We start from the raw sequence: 20981 nt of genomic DNA, 5'->3' as shown, positions 1-20981 counted from the left end.
CTAAACGATCCGGCCTTTTATCATCGGCCTTCTAAGATCGGGCATTCGGTGGGCTTGCGCATGATAAGCACTTGTCGGCAGAGGAAAAGCCAGATCGCGCAGTTTTGAGTTGTGCCAAGGCGGCGCGCCAAACGCAGCCTGCCAAGCCTAAACGCCGCCGCTGTTCCATTCCGTCGCGGTTTGGGAAGATTTTATGAGGCTTGATCGGGGGCCTTGATCGGGCCCAAAGCCGCCAAGTGCCGCTCCATCAAAAGGGCTGCCTCCTCGCGGCTGCCGGCAAGCACCAGTTCCAAGATCCGCACATGTTCGGCGCAGCGCGCGCGGGCCTTTTCGCGGTCCACCGTCAGGCGATATTCGATCAGCCGCCGCAGCCGGTTCACCCGCCGCAAAGCGTCGATGAAAAAGCTGTTGCGGCTACAGGCCATCAACGCATCGTGGAAGTTGCTGTTTATATGGAACAATTGCACGGCCGAGATGGTCAGAACCTCGCCCGCCACCAAGCGGCGCTGGATTTCCAGCTGGCGCGTCAGCTCAGGCACATCGGGCTGAAAGCCGGGGTCGCGCAAAGCGGCAGGCTCGATCGCTTGGCGGAAGCTGTAGCTTTGCCGGTAGGTCTGCATCGAGGTTAGCACCGGCAAAAACCGCCAGCCATGACCGGGAAGCCGCTCGGCCCAGCCCTCTTCGGCCATGCGGCGGAGCAGTGCCTGCATGCGCGGGCGCGTGCTGCCATAACGGCGGATCAGTTCATTTTCACTGATCCGGTCGGGGATCTCCCCCGCCAGCCGGTCGCGTGCAATTGCCAAATAGGTCTCTTCATCCGCCTCGGGCGCGGGCGGGGTTTCTGCTGAAAGATCAGGGCCTTCAGGCGCGGTCTGAGCGGCCCCTTCCAGCAAACCCGCCTCACGCAACTCACGCAAAGCCACCCGCACCGGCGAGCGCGAGACATGGAACCGCGCCGCAAGCGCGCGTTCGCTGAGGTCCGCCTCGGTCAAAAGCCCCTGCCGGATCAGGCGGGCAATTTCGGGCGCTAGGCTGCTGGCAATCTGCGACATCATCGCTCCGTTCGGGAAAGGCATCGTCGCATAGAGCCGCGCAAAAGCCAAGGCGATGGTATTTTAGCATTGCAAAGAACCACTCCGGCAGGCTATGGCATTTTAAAGCACCAAAGTGCCAGACGAAGGAGCCTGCAAAATGCGCATTCTGGCCCTGCCCGGCGATGGAATCGGCCCCGAGATCACCGCAGCCACCCTGCGCGTGCTGGCGCAAGTGACGGCGGATTTCGGGCTTGGGCTGGAGATCGAAGAGGCCGATATCGGCTTTAGCGCGCTTCAGAGCCAAGGCAGCACCCTGCCCGACGCCGTTATGGCCCGCGCGCGTGAGGCCGATGGCGTCATCCTTGGCCCGGTCTCGCATCTTGACTACCCCAGCCGCGACAAGGGTGGCATCAACCCCTCGTCAGAATTGCGTGTCAAACTGGACCTTTACGCCAATATCCGCCCCAACCGGGCGCGGGAGGGCCTGTCGATCCTGCGCAAACCGATGGATCTGATTATCGTGCGCGAGAACACCGAAGGCTTTTACTCCGACCGCAATATGTTCGCCGGATCGGGCGAGTTTATGCCCGATGAGGACATGGCTTTGTCGGTGCGCAAGGTCACGGCCAAAGCCTCAAACCGGATCGCGAGGGTGGGGTTTGAGCTCGCGCGCGCGCGGCGCAAGAAGCTGACGGCGGTGCATAAGGCCAATGTGCTGAAGCTGTCCGACGGGCTTTTCCTGCGGGAGGTCCGCAAAGTTGCGCAGGATTTCCCCGATGTGACGCTGGAAGAGATGATCGTCGATGCCGCCGCCGCGCATCTGATCCGCCGCCCCGACAGTTTTGACGTGATCGTCACCACCAATATGTTCGGCGATATCCTCTCGGACGAGGCGGCCGAGCTGTCGGGCAGCCTTGGGCTTGGCGGCTCGCTCAACCGGGGCGACAGTCTTTGCGTGGCGCAAGCCCAGCACGGCTCGGCCCCCGATATCGCGGGGCAAAACAAGGCCAACCCGACCTCGCTGATCCTTTCCACCGCAATGCTGCTGGACTGGATGGCAAGCCGTCACAATGCCCCGCAACTGGCCCGTGCGGCCTTTGCGATCACAGATGCGGTTGAGGCTTGCTTGGCCGATCCCGCCCGCCGCACCGCCGATCTCGGCGGCCCTTTGGGCACCATCGCCTTCACCGACCAAATCATCGCCGCCTTGGCACAAGGGGAAAAGCCATGACCCGCGTTTTGATACCCGCCGGGGCCTTGGGCCTTGGCTATGACCGCGCCGCATTGGAACGCGGCATCGCCAACCGCCCCGATATCATCGCGGTCGATGGCGGCTCCACCGATTCCGGCCCCTCCTACCTTGGCCGCGGCGTGTCGAAATACGCCCGCGCCTCGACCAAGATGGAATGGCGCGAGTTGATGCGGGCGCGGGCCGAGGCGGGCGTGCCCTTGGTCATCGGCACCGCCGGCACTTGCGGGGCGGATGCGGCGGTAGATTGGCTTTTTGACATCACCAAAGAGATCGCCGCCGAAGAGGGCATGAAGATCAAGGTCGCCACTTTGCGCTCGGGCCAGACGGCCGAGACGGTGAAGGCAGCCCTGGCCAAGGGCCGGGTGCGCCCGCTGGCGGCGGCACCGGAAATCTCGGACCAAATCTTGGAGGATTGCACCAATATCGTCGCCCTTGCCGGGGCCGAGCAGATCGCCGCCGCCTTGGCCACCGGGGCCGATGTGGTGATCGCGGGCCGCACCACCGATACCGCGATCATCGCCGCTTTGCCTTTGACGCGAGGCGACAATGCGGGGGCGGCTTGGCATGGCGCCAAGGTTGGCGAATGCGGGGCTTTGGCGACAACCCAGCCCAATTCCGGCGTGATCCAGATCGATTTTGACGCCAGTGGCTTCACGATTGAGCCGATGGCAGAGGCGGCAGCCGCGACAGCCTACACCGTCTCGGCCCATATGCTTTATGAAAACTCCGACCCTTTTATCCTTTACGAACCGGGCGGTTATCTTGATGTCACCGGCTCGGACTACCGCGCTTTGGACGCGCGGCGGGTGCGGGTTGAGGGCTCCAAATGGGTGCCCGGCCCTTATACGGTCAAGCTCGAAGGCGCGCGGGTGGTGGGCTATCAATCGGTCGGCCTTGCGGTGATCCGCGACCGCCATTACGTCGCCAATGCCCGCGTTTGGGCGGCGGATATTGAGACCAAAGTCCGCGCCAAGATCGAAGCCCGCATGGGGCTGAAGCCTGACGATTTCGCGGTTGAGCTGCGGCTTATCGGCATGAATGCCACCTTGGGAGACCTTGAGAACCGGCACGATCTGCCGGTTGAGGTTGGCGCTTTGGGCATCCTCACCTGCCCCACGCCGGAACAGGCGGCCGAGGCGGCCAAGATCCTCAACCCCTATCTCTTGCACCATCCCCTCACCGAGGATGAGCCGATGCCGACCTTCGCCTTCCCCTTCTCGCCCGCCGAGATGCAGCGCGGCGCGCTTTATGAGTTTTGCCTCAACCATGTGATGGAGTTGGATGACCCGATGGCGGCCTTTAAGCTTGAGCTGCATGAGGTGGGTCATGGCTGAACTGGGACAGATCGCACAGAAAGTGCGCTCGAAAAATGCGGGGCCATTTTGGGTGACGATCGATATCTTTTGCGGCAGCGCCGAGGTGTTCGAACGGGTCAGCGGCAGCCTGAAAGATGATGCGGTGGCAAAGCTTTACCGGGTGGATCGCCAATTGGTGAAGCGCTTCGACATCGCCGATCTCAACGTGGTGAAATTCTCCTTCCCGCGCCCACAGGTGCAAGGCACGCGGGCTGATCGCGACATGCATGGCGCGGGCTGGGCCAGCCTTCTTGAAGAGATGCAGATCGACTGAACCGCTTGCCGCCAGCCCCCCGCCGCGGGGCGCTGCGCGGACCTTCCTCGCCGCCACAGGCCATAGGTTGAATGGGCCAGAGCGGCACTTCCCTCCGCGTTGTGCAACGCGTCCCTCTGGCTGCGCAGATGCGACCGGAGCGCGCAGGATATATTCTAAATATCTGATAAATAACAAAATTTCAGATCGTAAAAATCTGCACTCGCCCACCCATCCCGCCACTAAATAAGTTGATCGGCCAAGCGGATTGCGTATCACTAGGCAGACGAAACTGCGGCGCGACGGCGGAAGCACAGTTTTCCTCCCTCACCCAAACCGCAGCAGAATGCGGGCAAAACGCCCCGGATCTTTTGGGAGGAAGATGATGATCAGAACGATGTTTACGGCTGCAGCCGCCTTGTCGCTTTCGGGCCTTGCCGCCTTTGCCGAACCGGCCGTGGTGATGGCCCCCGGCGGTGCTGGCGGCGGTTATGACGCCACCGCACGCCTGCCGCTTGAAGCGATGCAGAAAGACGGCATCTTCACCGATGGCGCCAATTACACCAACAAAGGCGGCGCAGGCGGCACCATTGGCCTGACCGAATTCGTCGGCGCCAACACCGGCAATGACAATGCGATCATGTCGATGGGTGTGATCATGGTGGGCGGCATCCTGCTCAACAACTCCACCGTGACGCTGGATGATGTGACCCCGCTGGTGCGGCTGACCAATGACACCGGCGTGATCGCCGTCGCACCGGACAGCCCGATCCAATCGGTCGATGATCTGGTCGCAGCGATGAAGGCCGATATTGGCGCGGTGTCTATCTCGGGCGGTTCTTCGGGCGGTGTCGACCATATCACCATGGCGCTGATCGCCAAAAACATCGGGCTCGACCCGGCGGCGCTGAACTACATCCCCTACGATTCCGGTGCCGAGAGCGTGACGGCGGTCGGCGGCGGCGCGGTGGTTCTGGCGGTCTCGGGCGTGTCCGAGTTCAAGCCGATGGCCGATGCGGGCCGGATCAAGATCATCGCGGTGACCTCAGAAGGGCGCGTCGACGGCATTGATGCCCCCAGCCTGACCGAGGCCGGCATCCCGGTCGTCACCGGCAACTGGCGCGGCATCGTCGGCGCTGGCGGCATGTCGGATGCGGGCAAGGCCATGTGGATTGACCGCTTCACCAAGATGCACGAAGGCCAAGCTTGGAAGGACACCCTTGCTCTGCAAGGCTGGGAAGATGCTTTCCTTGCGGGTGACGACTTCGCAGCTTTCCTTGAGCAAGAGAAAGAGCTTACCGCAGCCGTCCTGAAAGAGGTTGGCCTGATCCAGTAAGCGGTTTCCCTTTCGGAAGGATAAAGCATGACCGAACGCCCTTGGTGGATCGCGGCTGGCCTTGCAGGATGGGGCGCCATCGTGCTGTGGAAGGCTGCGGAATTACCACAGTTTGACCGATACGCTGGGATTGGACCGGGGATGTTCCCCTCAATCGTTGGCGGAGTGCTGATCGTCTTGGGCCTGATGTTGGCCTGGCAGATCCACCGGGGCGTTCGCTTCGAAGAGCAGGAGGCCGAGGATGTGGCCGAGGGGCATGCGGTCAGCTACCGCGCCCTCGGCCTTGCCGCGGCCGCCTGCGCCCTCCCGATGCTGACGATGAAGCCTTTGGGCTTCGTCGTGACCTGCGTGGGATGTTTCGTTTTGGTCGCAGCGGCTTTCAAATCGCGCAGCCATGTTCTGAATGCCGCGATTGGTTTGGTGTTCTCGCTGATCTGCTGGTGGCTCTTTCGCAAGCTTGGCGTCCAATTGGGCGGCCTGCTTCCTATCGCGGAGATGTAGAGATGGAGTCACTCTCGGGCCTGATGCAGGGCTTCGGTATCGCCTTGCAGCCACAAAACCTGCTGTGGTGCTTTGTCGGCACCTTCATGGGCACCGCGATTGGCGTTCTGCCGGGGATTGGCCCCGCACTCACCATCGCGCTCTTGCTGCCCGTCACCGTTTATATTGAGCCGACCGCCGCTTTCATCATGTTCGCTGGCATTTTTTACGGCGCGATGTATGGCGGCTCGACCACCTCGATCCTTTTGAACACGCCCGGCGAGTCCGGCTCGATGATGACCGCCTTAGAGGGCAATAAGATGGCCCGCAAAGGCCGGGGTGCGGCCGCACTTTGCACCGCCGCCATCGGCTCTTTCGTGGCAGGCACCATCGGCACGGTGCTTTTGACCTTCCTTGCCCCGCCGATTGCCGAACTCGCCTTCTACTTCAGACCGCCGGATTATTTCGCGCTGATGCTCTTGGCCTTCCTGTCGGTCTCGGTGGTCATGGGCACCTCAAAAGTGCGCGGTTTCATCTCGCTTTTCATCGGGCTGTCGCTCGGGGTGATTGGCATCGACAAGGCGGGCGGTATGCAGCGCGTCACCTTTGGCGTGCCCGATCTGATGGACGGGGTCGAGATGACCGTGGTCCTCGTCTCGCTTTTCGCCATTGGTGAGCTTTTGTATGTCGCCAGCCGCTACGGCAAGCAAACCCCCAACCTCAACCCGCTGGCGGGTGGGATTTGGATGACCAAGGAAGACTGGAAACGCAGTTGGAAGCCGTGGCTGCGCGGCGCGGGCTTTGGCTTCCCGATCGGCGCTTTGCCCGCGGGCGGGGCCGAGATCCCGACCTTCCTCAGCTACACGGTTGAGCGCAAGCTGACCAAACATCCCGAAGAGTTTGGCCATGGCGCGATCGAAGGCGTCGCTGGCCCCGAGGCCGCCAATAACGCCGCCGCAGCAGGGGTTTTGGTGCCTTTGCTGACGCTGGGCCTGCCCACTTCGGCCACAGCGGCGATCCTTTTGGCCGCCTTCCAGAACTACGGGCTGCAACCGGGACCACAGCTTTTCATCAACTCGGGCGATCTGGTTTGGGGCCTCATTGCCTCGCTCTATGTCGGCAACCTGATGCTTTTGGTGCTGAACCTGCCGCTGGCGGGGCTTTGGGTGCGGCTCCTCTTCGTGCCGCGCCCCTATCTTTACGCGGGCATTCTGATCTTCTCGCTGGTCGGCATCTGGGGCGTGTCTAACTCTTGGGTCGATTTGGCAATGATGTTTGGCGTTGGCGTCTTGGGCTATGTCATGCGGGTCTATGACTTCCCCATCGCCCCGGTGCTGATCGGCCTGATCCTTGGCCCGATGGCCGAGCAGCAATTGCGCCGCGCCTTGCAAGCCCAACAGGGCGATATCCTTGCGCTGGTCAGCACACCGCTTTCGGCCACGCTGATGGCGGTGGCACTGGCGGTCGTGGTGGTGCCCGCCGCGCTGCAATGGCGGCGCAGTCGCAAGATCGAGCCTCTGCCGTAAGTTTTACCCCGGCCGCCCCACCCGGCGGCCGGTTCGCTTTTCTCCCTGCCCCTTGGCGTCCCGGCGCTGCCAGAAACTGATAGAGATGTTTACGAACCTGCCCCGCCAAATCCTGACCCTTGCCATCGCAGCTTTGGGGGTGATGGCGTTTCAGCTTTTGTCGCTGCCGCTGCCGTTCCTTTTTGGCCCGATGGCGGCCTCGCTGGTGGCGGCACTTTTGGGGGCCAATCTGGCGGGTCTGGGGCAGATCTCGGTCGGGGCACGCTCGATCCTTGGCGTGGCAATTGGCGCCTCGGTCACGCCTGCCTTGGTGGCCCAAGTGCCGCAAATGCTGGCCTCAATGGCGCTGGTCCCGATCTATATTCTGCTGATCGGGCTGATCGGCGTGCCCTATTTCCGCAAAATCTGCCGCTTCGACCGCGTCACCGCCTTTTACGCCGCCATGCCCGGAGGCGCTGCCGATATGGTGCTTTTCGGCCAAGAGGCCGGGGCCAATGTGCGCCAGCTCTCGCTGGTCCATGCCACAAGGCTTTTGGTCATCATGATCGTCGCCCCCATCGTGCTGGTGCAGATCTACGGCGTGGCGCTGAACCATCCAATCGGCCAGCCGGTCGGGGAAATCCCGCTGGCCGAGCTTGCCATCATGATCGCCGCCGCCCTGATCGGCTGGAAAGGCGGCGAGCGGATCGGGCTTTTTGGCGCCGCGATCCTTGGCCCGCTGATCGTGGCGATGATCCTGTCGCTGACCGGCCTCTTGCATTTCCGCCCCCCGCGTGAGGCGCTTTTGGCCGCGCAATTCCTGATCGGCATGGGAATTGGCGTCAGCTACGTCGGCGTCACCTTGCGCGAGCTGCGCGACACCGTCGCGGGGGGGGCTGCCTTCGTGATCATCCTTGCCATTCTCGCCGCTGCGATGACCGAGATCGTCACGCTCACCGGCCTTGGCCCGCCGGTTGAGGGCTTCTTGGCCTTCACCCCCGGCGGTCAGGCCGAGATGTCGATGCTGGCGCTGATCACCGGGGCCGATCTGGGCTTTGTCATCGTCCACCATCTGACGCGCATCTTACTGGTGATCATGGGCGCGCCTTTGCTGTTCCGACTGTGGAAGTCCCGGCCCGAGGACTAAGCTCAGACCGCGCGCGGGCTTAGATCGAACACCATCCGGTGCAGGTAGCTCTCCCCCGGCCTCAGCATGGTCGATGGGAAATCCGGTCGATTGGGACTGTCTGGCCAACCTTGTGTCTCCAAGGCGAAGCCCGCCCTTGGCCCATAAAGCGCGCCACCTTTGCCGGGCAGGCCTTCCGGGAAATGCCCGCCGGTATAAAGCTGCACCCCCGGCTGATTGGTCCAAAGCCGAAACCCCCGGCCGGAGGCAGGATCGCGCGCCTCGATCTGCGGGCTGTCGGGCGGGCGCGCGGCAAGGCAGAAGTTATGGTCAAATCCACCCGGAGGCACGAGCGCGCCCAAAGCCCGCAAAGAGCGGAAATCAAACGCGGTTCCCGCCACCGCGGCAGGCGCGCCAATGGGGATTTTCTGCGCATCCACCGGCAGATACTTTGGCGCATCCAGCCGCAAAAGCTGCGCATCAATAGGCCCCGAGCCCTGCCCGGCCAGATTGAAATAGCTGTGATGCGCCATGTTCACCACCGTCGCCCGCCCCGCGACCTGCGCTTCCATCGTGATCTCAAACTGCGCGGGGCCGGTGAAGGCATAGCGGACCGAGGCGGCAAGGTCTCCGGGATAGCCCATCTCCCTCTCGGGCGCATGCAGCGCGAAGCGCACTGCACGAGGGCTTACCTCATTGATGCGCCAGATCTTGCCATGAAAGCCGCCGCTGCCACCGTGCAGTTGGTTGTCGCCATCGTTGCGCTCGAGCTCAAAGCGCCGCCCCTCAAGGGTAAACCCCGCCCCTGCGATCCGATTGGCAAAGCGGCCGCAGGTGGCACCGGTGAAGAGCCCTGCGGCCTTGGTGTAAGGCGCCACCTTTTCATGGCCCAGCACCACATCGGCCAAGCGGCCTTGCGCATCGGGCAGCCAAAGGTCCAGCAGACGCGCGCCAAAATCGCTGATGCGCGCCCGACAGTTGCCACCGTCATCGATGGCAATCACATGTGCCTTGGCCGTCGCGTCCCAAAGCTGTACCGCCATCGCCGACCGCCCCTGCTGTTGCGCGCCCTACTTGGCTAGCCTGACCGGCCAATTCTGACAATCAGATTACGCATTTCCGGCAAGCGATGCCACGGATCAGGCTTTTGCGCGGCACCGGCTCTGCTAAGAACAGCACAGAGCGCAATGGTGCGAACGTCTTGCCGGCGCTGCCAAAAGGAATGAGCCGTTATGATCGTCCGCGACAAGCCCGACGTCTGGGATCTTCTGACCGCGTTGCGCGGCTCGATCGTGCCGCGGATCACGTTGCCGGTGCTGCTTTTGACCGCGATTGCCACCGCCGTGGTCGCGCCAGAGCGCCATGCCCATATCCTGCCGCGCCTTGACGGCACGGCTTTCACCGTCTTTGGCATCGGCCTGTCGCTCTTCCTTGGGTTTCGCAACAACGCCGCCTATGACCGTTGGTGGGAGGCGCGCAAGCTGTGGGGCGGGCTTTTGGCTGATCTGCGCAGCCTTGCCCGCGAGACCGAGGTCTTTGTCGCCGATCCCCCGTTGCGTCATCAGATCCTGCGGGGCGCGCTGGTCTATCTCCACGCGCATCGCATCAACCTGCGCCGCCTCTCGCCGCAGGCGAAAGGGCAAGAGCCAGTGGCAAGTGCACCGCATCCACCTTGTGCGGCACTCGATCGGGTGAATGCGCTGGTGGCCGAGGCGCATCGGAGTGGCCAAGTCGATGGGTTCGGCGCGCGGGCACTCACCGGTCGACTGGCCAGCATGGCCTTGCAGCAAGCCGGGTGCGAGCGCGTGGCCAATTCACCGCTGCCCTTTGTTTATTCGCTGCTGATCTACCGCACCTCATATCTTTACTGCCTGCTCCTGCCCTTGGCGCTGACCTCCAGCACCGGCTGGATGACCCCGGTTCTGGTCGCTGTGGTGGCCTATATGTTCCTTGGTCTCGCCGAGGTGACCGAGGAGCTGAGCCACCCCTTCGCCTCAAGCCCCAATGGCATCGCTTTGGATGCGATCTGTCGCGCTGCCGAGATTTCCCTCGCGCCGCATCTCGGCGAGACCGCGCCTGAGGCTTTGGCGCCGGTCAATCATTACCTGAGCTGAGGTTTTGGCCCGGCGGCCGGGGGTTTCACACCCCCGGACCCCCGTGGAGTATTTTCATCAAGATGAAAGACGAAGATCAGTTCTTGCTGGTCATCTTAGGCGCGCGGAAGACTTTGGTGCGGGCGAAAAGGTCTTCAAGCCGGTTGAGCCTTGCTTGCACCTGATCTGCCAACCGGCCTTGGACTTGGGCCAGGAGCGCCTCGACCACCACAAGGATCGAAGCCGTGCTGTCCCAGGCCGCAGGCACCTCGACCGCGCAGGCCAGCACATGTTGGGCATGAGCGGCGGCGGGCGAAAGCCAGCGGTCGGTGATCAAAATCACCTCAGCGCCTTGCTCCGCCGCGAGTTCGGCAAAATGCACCGCATTTGATTCGTAGCGGCGGATGTCGAAGATCACCACCACATCGCCCTCGCGCAGATCCAAAAGCGCTTGCTGCCAATCGGTCAGCACATCCGCGAGATAAGTCACATCGGCGCGGATCACCCGCAGCAATGTGGCAAGGTAATCGCCATGCGCATGGGTGAGCCGCCCGCCCATCACGGTGATCCGCCTTTGCGTATCGGCCAGCAGAGCGGCGGCGGCGAGGAATTCTTCCGCCGGGATCTGCGTCAGCGTGGCGTTGATATTGTTCACAACTTGCGCCGCAAACCCCTGCAAAGGATGGCTGGCACCCGTCCGACCTTCGTCCAGCGTCAGCGGCGCGGTCAAAAGGTCCGACACCTCAGCCCGCAGCGCCTTTTGGTAATCGCTATAGCCGCGAAACCCCAGCTTTTGCACCAATCGCACCACCGTGGGCGAGGAGACATCCGCCGCCTTCGCCAAGACCGTGATCGAGCCCAGCGCCGACATCGGGAAATGCGACAGGATATGCGCGGCGGCCTGCCGCTCGGCCCGCGTCAGCCCCGGCATCGCGGCGCGCATCCGCTCTTCAATGGGCTTTTGGTCTTTCAGTTGCGGCATTGCGGGGCTGTTCCTCTCGCCAGTGCAGAAACAAACGTAACAGAGAAAATCGTTTTGGAAAATTCTTGACAGCGGCGGGTGCGGCGGATGACGCTGATAAAAATGACAAGGGAGAAGACTCGTTGATGTGCTTCGTGTTTGTCGTGCCCAGCTTTGCCGCCCCTCGCCGCCGGGGAGAGGTTTGATGCCAAAGGCCTTGATCGGTTTTGTCCGCTTTGTTGAGGCTTTGAATTACCGCGTCGGCCGGATGGCGATGTATCTGCTCTTCGTCCTTGCTGGCGTGCTTCTCTGGTCGATCATCGCCAAGGCCTTCGGTCGCCCGCCGCTTTGGACGCAAGAGATGGCCCAGTTCACCATGGTGAGCTATTTCGTCCTTGGCGGCGCTTATTCGCTGCAACTTGGCGCCAACGTCCGGATGGACCTGCTTTACGGCCGTTGGTCGGTGCTGAAACAAGCCGCCGTCGACTGCGTCACCGTCTTTGCCATGCTCTTCTTTCTGGGCGTCGTCCTTTACGGCGGGCTCGACAGCACGCTTTACGCTTTGGACATTGGTGAGCGGTCCCGCACCGTTTGGCGGCCCTACATGGCGCCCATTAAGATCATCATCTGCTTTGGCACCTTCCTGATGCTCTTGCAGTCCATCGCCTATCTCATCCGCGATATCGCGACACTTCGCGGAGTAAAGATCTGATGCCCAACGAATATATCGCCCTTGTGATGTTCGGCGGCATGCTCATCATGCTGCTCACCGGCCAACGCGTCTTCGCCGTGATCGGCTTTGTCGCCGCTGTCGCCGCTTTGGCCCTTTGGGGCACTGGCGGCTCGGCCATCCCCTTCACCAGCTCGATCAAGCTGATGAATTGGTATCCGATGCTGACCCTGCCGATGTTCGTCTGGATGGGTTACGTCATGTCGGAAACCCGGATGGCGGATGATCTTTACCGCATGTTCCATGTCTGGTTCGGCCCGATTCCCGGAGGTCTGGCGATTGGCACGATCTTCCTGATGGTGCTGGTCTCGGCGATGAACGGGCTTTCCGTCGCGGGCCTGGCGATCGGTGCCACCATTGCTTTGCCCGAGATGCTCAAGCGCGGCTATGACAAGCGGATGATCACCGGGATCATCCAAGGCGGCTCCAGCCTTGGCATCTTGATCCCGCCCTCGGTCGTCTTGGTCCTTTACGCGATGATCGCGCGCCAGCCGGTGGGGCAGTTGTGGCTCGCCGGAGTGTTCCCGGGCCTTCTGATGGCGGGCGTCTTCCTTGTCTACATCATCATTCGCTGCGCCAAGAACCCTGCGCTGGGCCCGCCGCTGACGCCGGAAGAGCGGGCTGCGGGGCAAGCCGAGAAATATAAACTCCTCCGCGCCGGTATCCTGCCCTTTGCCATCTTCGCTGCGATGATGGGGCCCTTCCTCTACGGCTGGGCCAGCCTTGTGGAATCTTCGGTCATCGGGGCCAGCATCGCGACGCTGGTGGCCTTGGTGCGCGGGCGGTTCAACAAACAAGTGTTTGAAAACTGCATGACGCAAACCCTTGGCGTCAGTTGCATGTTCATGTGGATCATCCTTGCCGCCCTCGCCTTTGGCGCGGTCTTTGACGGGCTTGGCGCGGTGAAGGCGATTGAGAACCTCTTCTTGACCGATCTGGGCCTTTCCCCTTGGTCGATCCTTATCTTGATGCAGGTTTCCTTCCTAATCATGGGGATGTTCCTTGATGACACCGCCATGCTGGTCATCGTGGCCCCGCTCTACATTCCGCTGGTTGCCAAGCTTGATCTTGGCATGCACCCCGCCGATGCGCTGATCTGGTACGGCGTGCTTTACACAATCACTTGCCAGATCGCCTATATCACCCCACCCTTCGGGTATAACCTGTTCTTGATGCGCGCCATGGCGCCCGATCACGTCAGCCTGGCCGACATCTATCGCTCAATCGTCCCCATTGTGGGTCTGATGTTGCTGACCTTGGTTCTGGTGATGCTGTTCCCCGAAATCGCGCTCTGGCTGCCTCATCAAGTCTACGGCGCACCCTAATCTTCAAGCGGGCAAAGATCCGCATCTCACCCAACACATACGGAGGTTACGATGACAACGACCAGACGGAAGTTCCTCAGTTCCGGCGCGCTTGCCGGGGCCGCCGCCCTTGCCGCCCCCGCCGTGCATGCGCAAACCGCACCGATCAAATGGCGGATGCAAACCTATGCTGGTGCCGCCTTGGGCGAGCATGTGACCAAGCCTGCGATCGATGCGTTCAACAAGATCGCCGACGGCCAGATGGAGATCGAGCTTTACTACGCCGACCAGCTTGTGCCGACATCCGAGCTTTTCCGCGCCATGCAATCGGGCACCATCGATGCCGTGCAATCGGATGACGATTCCATGCAATCGCCGACCGAGGTTACCGTTTTCGGCGGCTATTTCCCGCTGGCTCTGCGCTACTCGCTCGATGTGCCGGTCTTGTTCAACCAATACGGGCTCGATGCGATCTGGAAGGAAGAATACGGCAAGGTCGGCGTGCAGCACATCTCGGCTGGCGCATGGGATCCGTGCCATTTCGCCACCAAAGATCCGATCACCAGCCTGAAAGACCTTGAAGGCAAACGCATCTTCACCTTCCCGACGGCAGGCCGCTTCTTGGCACAATTCGGCGTCGTGCCGATGCAGCTGCCGTGGGAAGACATCCAAGTCGCGCTGCAAACCGGCGAGCTGGACGGCATTGCATGGTCCGGCATCACCGAGGATTACACCGTCGGTTGGGCCGATGTGACCAAATACTTCCTCACCAACAACATCTCGGGCGCTTGGATTGGCCATTTCTTCGCCAACCAAGAACGCTGGAACGAAGTGCCGCCGCATCTGCAAGAGCTGATGAAGGTCTGCTTCGAGCAATCCCATTACTACCGCCAGTGGTGGTATTGGGGCGGGGAGGCGGACCTCCGCGTCAACGGTCCGAAGCTGGAACTGACCTCGATCCCGGATGCCGAATGGGCCACGGTCGAGGCGGCAGCTGCCACCTTCTGGGATGAGATCGCCGCCGAATCCGAGGTGAAGGCCAAGGTGGTCGAGATCATCAAGAAATATAACGATGTTATGTCGAAAGCCGGGCGTCCCTACCGCTACGGCTAAGCCAACTTGCGTGAGGGGACCCCAGCCCCTCACGCCTTCCTCCCACTGGAGTAAGCCCATGATTTTCCTTGCAAAGCCCGACTGCTGGCCGCGCAAGCCCGAGTTCGGAGGCGGAGGGGCCGCGGCATAGACCGCCCTGCCCTGACCCGGCCCGCCCTTCGGGCCCATCCGAAACTAAGTGATTTATGAGGCATCGATGCCCGGAACTTTGACACTTGAGACCCTGAAACCGCTGGTCGCCTCGGGCGAGATCGACACCGTTTTGGTCGCCGCGATCGACATGCAAGGCCGGCTGATGGGCAAGCGCTTCCACGCCCCCTTCTTCCTTGATGGTGGCTATAAGGAAACCCATTGCTGCAACTACTTGCTGGCGGTGGATATGGAGATGAACACCGTCCCCGGCTACAAAACCTCAAGCTGGGAAAAGGGTTACGGCGACTACATGATGAAGCCGGACCTTGCCACGATGCGGGTCCTGCCTTGGCTGCCCGGCACTGCCCTCGTGCTGGCCGATCTGATGGAGCATGACGGCGTCACCCCCGTTGCCGTCTCGCCCCGCGCCATCCTCAAAAAGCAGGTCGAGCGCGCCCGTGCCATGGGCTTTGAGCCGATGATGGCGACCGAGCTTGAGTTCTACATCTTCGACAACAGCTATGAGAACCTGCGCGACGGCGGTCTTGCCGCGCTCCAGCCGATCTCGGGCTATAATGAGGATTACCACATCTTCCAAACCACCAAGGAAGAGGGGCTGATGCGTCCCCTTCGCAACGGGCTTCACGGCGCGGGCATCCCGGTGGAAAACACCAAAGGCGAGGCTGACGCGGGCCAGCATGAGGTGAACTACAAATATTCAGACGCGCTGGACACCGCCGACAACCATATCATTGTCAAACAAGCGGTGAAGGACATCGCCCATGCGCAGGGCAAGTCGGTGACTTTCATGGCGAAATACGATCACCGCAAAGCGGGCTCGTCCTCCCATGTCCACCAAAGCCTTTGGACCAAGGATGGCAAAGCCGCCTTCTATGACCATGACGACACCCATGGCATGTCGGCGCTGATGAAGCACTTTTTGGCCGGTCAGCTGGCCCATGCCACCGAGCTTACCGCGCTCCTTGCGCCTTACGTCAACAGCTACAAACGCTTTTGCATCGGGCTTTTCGCGCCGACCAAAGCGGTCTGGAGCGCCGACAACCGCACCGCGGGTTTCCGCATCTGCGGGCTGCATTCCAAAGCCATCCGCGTCGAATGCCGCATCCCCGGCTCGGACGTGAACCCCTATCTTGCCTGCGCCGCCCTTCTGGCCGCAGGCCTCGAAGGCATCGAGCAAAAGCTTGATTTGGAACCGGAATTCTCCGGCGATGTCTATTCCGCCAAGAACGCCCGCGAAATCCCGCACAACCTGCGCGATGCCGCCGCCGCCCTTTTGGGCAGCAAAATGCTGCGCAAAGCCTTTGGCGATGACGTGGTGGAACACTACCACCACGCCGCCCAGTGGGAGATCACCGAAGCCGACCGCGTGGTCACCGATTTTGAGCTGCAACGCCTGCTCGAACGCGCCTGACCGCTTGGGCGCCAACTCTTTTCGGCAAGGCGGGCGCGCTGCCCGTCTTGCCCTTTTCCACCACAGGGGCGCTTGCCCCACCAACAAAGCCGCATGAGGCGCGTAGATGAAAAAGATTGAACTGATTTCCCCCGCCGATGGCTCGGTCTATGTCGAGCGGCAGCCGATGTCGCGCGACGCTGCGCAGGCCGCCGCCGCCCGCGCGCGTGCAGCCCAACCCGCTTGGGCCGCCCGCCCCTTGGAAGAGCGCATCGCTTTGGTCAAAGCCGGGGTCGCCAAGCTGACCGCGATGAAAGAGACGCTTGCCAAGGAACTCGCCGGTCAAATGGGTCGCCCGATCCGTTTTGGCCAAGGCGAGATGGGCGGCGTCAACGCCCGCACCGATTATATGTCCGACATCGCGGCCGAGACCCTCGCTCCGAAAATGATCGAGGATTCCAATGCCTTCCGCCGCTATCTCGCACGCGAGGCTTTGGGCGTGATCTTCGTTATCGCGCCTTGGAACTACCCGTTCCTGACCGCGATCAACACCATCGTGCCGGGCCTTATCGCGGGCAATACGATCGTGCTGAAACACGCCAGCCAAACCCTTCTGGCCGGTGAGCGCTTGGCCGAGGCCTTCCATGCCGCAGGCATCCCCGAAGACGTGTTCCAAAACGTGGTCTTCGACCATGCCACGACCGAGGCCCTCATCGCCGCCCGCGCCTTTGACTTCGTGAACTTCACCGGCTCTGTCGGTGGCGGCCAAGCCATCGAGCGCGCCGCTGCGGGCACCTTCACGCCGCTTGGCCTTGAACTTGGCGGCAAAGACCCCGGCTATGTCCGGGCTGACGCCAATCTGGATGCCGCCGTTGACACGCTGATGGATGGCGCGATGTTCAACTCGGGCCAATGCTGCTGCGGGATCGAGCGGGTCTATGTCCACGAAAGCCTCTACGATGCTTTCGTGGAGAAGTCCGTGGCTTGGGTGAACAGCCTCAAGCTGGGCAACCCGATGGATGAGACCACCACCCTTGGCCCGATGGCCAATGTGCGCTTTGCCAAAGTGGTGCGCGACCAGATCGCCGAGGCCGTGGCCCAAGGCGCCAAGCCCCTGATCGACCCCGCCAATTTCCCCGAAGATGACGGCGGTGCCTATCTTGCGCCGCAGATCTTGGTGAACGTCGATCACTCCATGCGGGTGATGACCGAGGAAAGCTTCGGCCCGGTCGTTGGCATCATGAAGGTCAAAGACGACGCCGAGGCCCTGCGCCTGATGAACGACAGCGCCTACGGCCTCACCGCCTCGATCTGGACCGAGGATTACGACACCGCCGCCGCCATCGGCGCGCAGATCCAAACCGGCACGATCATGATGAACCGCGCCGATTACCTTGACCCCGCACTTTGCTGGACCGGCTGCAAAGACACCGGCCGCGGCGGCAGCCTCTCCTACCTCGGGTTCTATTCGGTGACCCGCCCGAAATCCTACCATCTTAAGAAGGTGTGAAATGTCGCACGATGTACCCAATCGCAACTGGTCCTACCCGACCGCCATCAAATTTGGCGTCGGCCGGATCAAAGAACTGGCGGATCATGCCGCCTCAGTCGGTTTGAAAAAGCCGCTGCTGGTCACCGATAAGGCGCTGGCCGCTTTGCCGATCACCGCGCAAGCCTTGGATATTTTGGACAAAGCCGGTCTCGGCCGCGCGGTCTTCTCGGAAGTGGACCCCAACCCCAATGAGAAGAACATGGCCGATGGCATTGCCGTCTATAAAGCCGGTGGCCATGACGGGGTGATCTGTTTCGGCGGTGGCTCGGCCTTGGATCTGGGCAAGATGATCGCGCTGATGGCGGGTCAAAAGCCCAAGCTTTCGGTCTGGGATCTCGAAGACGTGGACGATTGGTACACCCGCGCCGATGGTGATGCGATCGCGCCGATCATCGCGGTGCCGACCACCGCTGGCACCGGCTCCGAGGTGGGTCGCGCCGGGGTTCTGACCAACTCCGAGACCCATAAGAAGAAGATCATCTTCCACCCCAACCTCATGCCGAAAGTCACGCTTTGTGACCCGGCTCTGACCGTGGGCATGCCGAAATTCATCACCGCCGGCACCGGGATGGACGCGCTTGCGCATTGCCTTGAGGCCTATTGCAGCCCCTTCTACCACCCGATGAGCCAAGGCATCGCGCTTGAGGGCATGCGGCTCGTCTTTGAAAACCTGCCCAAAGCCTATGCCAAGCCCGACGATCTGCAGGCCCGCGCGCATATGATGTCGGCCGCCGCGATGGGCGCTGTCGCCTTCCAAAAGGGTCTTGGCGCGATCCACAGCCTCAGCCACCCGATCGGCGCGGTTTACGGCACCCATCACGGCACCACCAATGCCGTGGTGATGCCGATGGTCTTGGACTTCAACCGCAAGGCCATCAAGGACCGCCTCGCCGCCGCTGCTGCTTATTGCGGCATCAAGGGCGGGTTCAAGGGCTTCCGCGCCCGGATCATGGACCTGCGCGAGGAACTGTCGATCCCGGAAAACCTGACGAAACTCGGCGTCAAAAACCCCGATCTCGACATGCTGACGGCGATGGCGCTGGAGGATCCCTCTTGCGGCGGCAACCCCATCAAAATGACCAAGCGCAACACCCGTGCTTTGTTTGAGGCTTGCCTCTAACCTTTTGATCTCAAAGGAGGGGCGGCGCCGCCCCTCCAAGCCACCCCGCCTTCAGCTTGGACGCCGCCCATGCCGCCTATCCCCTCTTGCGAAATCGCAATCATCGGCGCGGGGGTGATCGGCATGACCATCGCCGACCGGCTCAGCGCCGAAGGGCGTGACGTGGTGCTGATCGACCCCGAGGCCCCCGGCATGGGCTGCAGCTACGGCAATGCCGGCACCATCGCCGATTACGCGGTGGAACCTGTCGGCACCCCCGAAGTGCTGAAATCCCTGCCCTCGTTGCTCTTCAACCGGAACTCCCCGCTGGCGATCCGCCCGCAATCTTTAACCGCGCTCGCCCCTTGGCTGATGCGCTTCGCCCGCCAATCCTTGCCAAAAGCCGCGGCCCAAAACGCCCATGCTCTCGCCAGCTTGCTGCAAGACGCGGGGCCCATGTGGCGCGACCTCGCCCAAAGCATCGGGGCCGAGGCGATCTTGCAAGAGCGCGGCTGCCTTTACCTTTACCAAACCCCGCAGGCCTATCAGGCCGCCGAAAGCGCCATGGCCCGCCGCCGCGCTTTAGGGGTTGAGGTCGACATCCTCAACACCGTCGAGCTGGCCGCGATTGAGCCCGCCTTGCCGCCGCTCCCCGGCGCCGCGCTCTTCCCCCATGCCGTTTTCATGGATGACCCCGGCGAGATGATGACCCAGCTCGCCGCCCATCTGCAACGCCGCGCGGCCTTCTGCGAGGCGCGCATCGATCGGATCACCCGGCAGGTCAATTCGATCCTCCTCGAGGGACCGGGCTTCAAGCTTTACAGCCGCAAAGTCATCCTTGCCGCAGGGGCGCATTCCCGCGCCCTTGCCGCGATGGCGGGCGACAAAATCCCCTTGGAGACCGAGCGCGGCTACCATGTCGAATGGGACATGCCCGCGCCGCTCTTGAACCGCCCCGCCTGCCCCACCGCGCGCGGCTTTTACCTTTGCCCGATGCATGGGCGCTTGCGTGTCGCGGGCACGGTCGAGCTCGGCGGCCTCACCGCGCCACCCTCGCCCCACCGCATCGCCAAGCTGATCGAGGGCGCGCTCGAGATCTTCCCCGATCTGCCGCCCGAGCCGGACCGCGCTTGGATGGGCTTCCGCCCCAGCCTGCCCGACAGCCTGCCGGTGATCGGCGCCTCACGCCAAGGCCCCGAGGTGATCCATGCTTACGGCCACGGTCATCTGGGCATGACACTTGCCCCCCTCACCGCCCGCATCGTCTGCGACCTTGTCGCCGGGCGCGCACCGCATATCGACCTTGCCCCGGTCTCGCCGACACGCTTCTAGCCGCCGCCCCGCACAAAGGAAAACGCCCACCCCTTTTTACAAAGGGCGGGCGCTTTTTCATCCGATCAAAGCCTTTGACCGCAAGACCTTGCCGCACATTAGGGCGTCGTGCTTGCCGCAGGGGCTGCGCCTTCACTCGCCCCTTCAACAACAGCGCCGTCAACGGCCCCCGCAGGAGCAACGGTTTCAACCGCCACCGGCTCGCGGCCATAGATCACCTCTTGCGCGCCGTCCCAGATCATCGACAAAGCGACGTAGAAGATGATGAGCAAGCCGACATAGGCGATCCAGCGGTGCTTGTTCAGCAGCTTGGCGATGAAGGTCGCGGCAAAGCCCATCAGCACAATCGACAGACCCAGACCGATGATGATGACCGAGGGGTGCTGGCCGTGGCCCGCGCCCGCAACCGCCAAAACGTTGTCGAGCGACATGGTGATATCAGCCACAACGATCTGCAAAGCGGCTTGGGCAAAGGATTTCTTCTTCGGTGCGCCGGCGACATCGCCGTCTTTATCAAGGTCTTCATCCACCAAAGCCTCAGTGGCCTCGTGGTGATCCTCATGCCCGCCTTCGCGCAGCTCGCGCCACATCTTCCAACAGACCCACAGCAGCAGCACGCCCCCGGCCAAGAGCAGGCCGATGATTGCCATCAATTGCACCGTGATCAGCGCAAAGCCAATCCGCATCACTGTGGCGGCAAGGATGCCCAGCATAATGGCTTTGTTGCGCTGCTCTTTGGGCAGGCCCGCAGCGGCGAGACCGATGACGATCGCATTATCCCCCGCCAGGACAAGGTCAATGCCGATCACCTGCGCCAAAGCGCCGAAATATTCCGGAGTGAAAAGTTCCATATTTGTTCCAATTTGCACTGCGCGTATGGCATTTGGTAAGCCGCAGACAAGGCTTGTTCAAC

19 protein-coding genes are annotated in these 20981 nt (G+C 62.2%); 15 read left to right on the top strand and 4 right to left on the bottom strand.

Translation table 11 applies throughout. The features are described 5' to 3' along the window. Window positions 1–191: 191 nt before the first annotated feature. Window positions 192–1052 (bottom strand): GntR family transcriptional regulator, encoded by an 861-nt coding sequence (locus Q9295_RS07080; protein ID WP_306679823.1) that lies wholly within the window; start codon window positions 1050–1052, stop codon window positions 192–194. Between the two features lie 139 nt (window positions 1053–1191). On the opposite strand from Q9295_RS07080, the gene Q9295_RS07075 reads away from it, so the two are divergent. From Q9295_RS07075 to Q9295_RS07045, 7 genes are all read left to right on the top strand, one after another. Continuing rightward, window positions 1192–2265 (top strand): isocitrate/isopropylmalate dehydrogenase family protein, encoded by a 1074-nt coding sequence (locus tag Q9295_RS07075; RefSeq protein WP_306679822.1) that lies wholly within the window; start codon window positions 1192–1194, stop codon window positions 2263–2265. Beyond that, window positions 2262–3620 carry an acyclic terpene utilization AtuA family protein gene (locus tag Q9295_RS07070; protein ID WP_306679821.1) on the top strand — a complete coding sequence of 453 codons (1359 nt, stop codon included), beginning with the start codon at window positions 2262–2264 and terminating at the stop codon, window positions 3618–3620. Before Q9295_RS07075 ends, Q9295_RS07070 begins: the two co-directional genes overlap by 4 nt. Then, entirely contained in the window at window positions 3613–3915 is a 303-nt protein-coding gene (locus Q9295_RS07065) for a DUF4387 family protein (RefSeq protein WP_306679820.1), read from the top strand. Before Q9295_RS07070 ends, Q9295_RS07065 begins: the two co-directional genes overlap by 8 nt. A 364-nt stretch (window positions 3916–4279) precedes the next feature. Continuing rightward, window positions 4280–5230: a tripartite tricarboxylate transporter substrate binding protein gene (locus tag Q9295_RS07060; protein WP_306679819.1), complete on the top strand. Its 951-nt coding sequence runs from the start codon at window positions 4280–4282 to the stop codon at window positions 5228–5230. Window positions 5231–5257: 27 nt separating this feature from the next. Beyond that, on the top strand, window positions 5258–5731 hold the full coding sequence (locus tag Q9295_RS07055; RefSeq protein ID WP_306679818.1) for a tripartite tricarboxylate transporter TctB family protein: 474 nt from the start codon (window positions 5258–5260) through the stop codon (window positions 5729–5731). A 2-nt stretch (window positions 5732–5733) separates the two neighbouring features. Further along, the gene (locus Q9295_RS07050) at window positions 5734–7236 is read left to right on the top strand and encodes a tripartite tricarboxylate transporter permease (protein ID WP_306679817.1); all 1503 of its coding nucleotides are present in this window, start codon (window positions 5734–5736) and stop codon (window positions 7234–7236) included. 85 nt (window positions 7237–7321) lie between these two features. Further along, a complete protein-coding gene (locus Q9295_RS07045) occupies window positions 7322–8362 on the top strand; it encodes an AbrB family transcriptional regulator (RefSeq protein WP_306679816.1) in 1041 nt (346 codons plus the stop codon). 2 nt (window positions 8363–8364) lie between these two features. On the opposite strand, the gene Q9295_RS07040 is transcribed toward Q9295_RS07045, so the two are convergent. Next, window positions 8365–9384 carry an aldose epimerase family protein gene (locus Q9295_RS07040; RefSeq protein WP_306679815.1) on the bottom strand — a complete coding sequence of 340 codons (1020 nt, stop codon included), beginning with the start codon at window positions 9382–9384 and terminating at the stop codon, window positions 8365–8367. Window positions 9385–9573: 189 nt separating this feature from the next. On the opposite strand from Q9295_RS07040, the gene Q9295_RS07035 reads away from it, so the two are divergent. Then, window positions 9574–10455 carry a bestrophin family protein gene (locus Q9295_RS07035; RefSeq protein ID WP_306679814.1) on the top strand — a complete coding sequence of 294 codons (882 nt, stop codon included), beginning with the start codon at window positions 9574–9576 and terminating at the stop codon, window positions 10453–10455. A 76-nt stretch (window positions 10456–10531) separates the two neighbouring features. Here Q9295_RS07035 and Q9295_RS07030 read toward each other — a convergent pair whose 3' ends face one another. After that, complete coding sequence (locus tag Q9295_RS07030; protein ID WP_306679813.1) at window positions 10532–11416, bottom strand: MurR/RpiR family transcriptional regulator; 885 nt, start codon at window positions 11414–11416, stop codon at window positions 10532–10534. A 184-nt stretch (window positions 11417–11600) separates the two neighbouring features. Between Q9295_RS07030 and Q9295_RS07025 the strand changes: the two genes are divergently transcribed. The 7 genes from Q9295_RS07025 (at window position 11601) to Q9295_RS06995 (ending at window position 20068) form a co-directional block, all read left to right on the top strand. After that, on the top strand, window positions 11601–12107 hold the full coding sequence (locus Q9295_RS07025) for a TRAP transporter small permease subunit (RefSeq protein WP_306679812.1): 507 nt from the start codon (window positions 11601–11603) through the stop codon (window positions 12105–12107). Continuing rightward, the gene (locus tag Q9295_RS07020) at window positions 12107–13450 is read left to right on the top strand and encodes a TRAP transporter large permease (RefSeq protein ID WP_306679811.1); all 1344 of its coding nucleotides are present in this window, start codon (window positions 12107–12109) and stop codon (window positions 13448–13450) included. Before Q9295_RS07025 ends, Q9295_RS07020 begins: the two co-directional genes overlap by 1 nt. Before the next feature lie 51 nt (window positions 13451–13501). Next, window positions 13502–14542: a TRAP transporter substrate-binding protein gene (locus tag Q9295_RS07015; RefSeq protein ID WP_306679810.1), complete on the top strand. Its 1041-nt coding sequence runs from the start codon at window positions 13502–13504 to the stop codon at window positions 14540–14542. A gap of 196 nt (window positions 14543–14738) precedes the next feature. Beyond that, entirely contained in the window at window positions 14739–16106 is a 1368-nt protein-coding gene (locus tag Q9295_RS07010; RefSeq protein WP_306679809.1) for a glutamine synthetase family protein, read from the top strand. A gap of 106 nt (window positions 16107–16212) precedes the next feature. Then, window positions 16213–17595 (top strand): aldehyde dehydrogenase family protein, encoded by a 1383-nt coding sequence (locus Q9295_RS07005; RefSeq protein ID WP_306679808.1) that lies wholly within the window; start codon window positions 16213–16215, stop codon window positions 17593–17595. Between the two features lies 1 nt (window position 17596). After that, on the top strand, window positions 17597–18757 hold the full coding sequence (locus Q9295_RS07000; protein ID WP_306679807.1) for an iron-containing alcohol dehydrogenase: 1161 nt from the start codon (window positions 17597–17599) through the stop codon (window positions 18755–18757). A gap of 69 nt (window positions 18758–18826) precedes the next feature. Next, entirely contained in the window at window positions 18827–20068 is a 1242-nt protein-coding gene (locus Q9295_RS06995; protein WP_306679806.1) for an NAD(P)/FAD-dependent oxidoreductase, read from the top strand. A 98-nt stretch (window positions 20069–20166) separates the two neighbouring features. Here the strand turns inward: Q9295_RS06995 and Q9295_RS06990 are convergent, their stop codons facing one another. After that, window positions 20167–20919 carry a TerC family protein gene (locus tag Q9295_RS06990; RefSeq protein WP_306679805.1) on the bottom strand — a complete coding sequence of 251 codons (753 nt, stop codon included), beginning with the start codon at window positions 20917–20919 and terminating at the stop codon, window positions 20167–20169. Window positions 20920–20981 lie beyond the last annotated feature (62 nt).

The sequence above is a fragment of the Pseudogemmobacter lacusdianii genome (genome assembly GCF_030848395.1).
Lineage (GTDB): Bacteria > Pseudomonadota > Alphaproteobacteria > Rhodobacterales > Rhodobacteraceae > Pseudogemmobacter > Pseudogemmobacter lacusdianii.
This window is presented reverse-complemented; position numbering and strand designations above follow the sequence as displayed.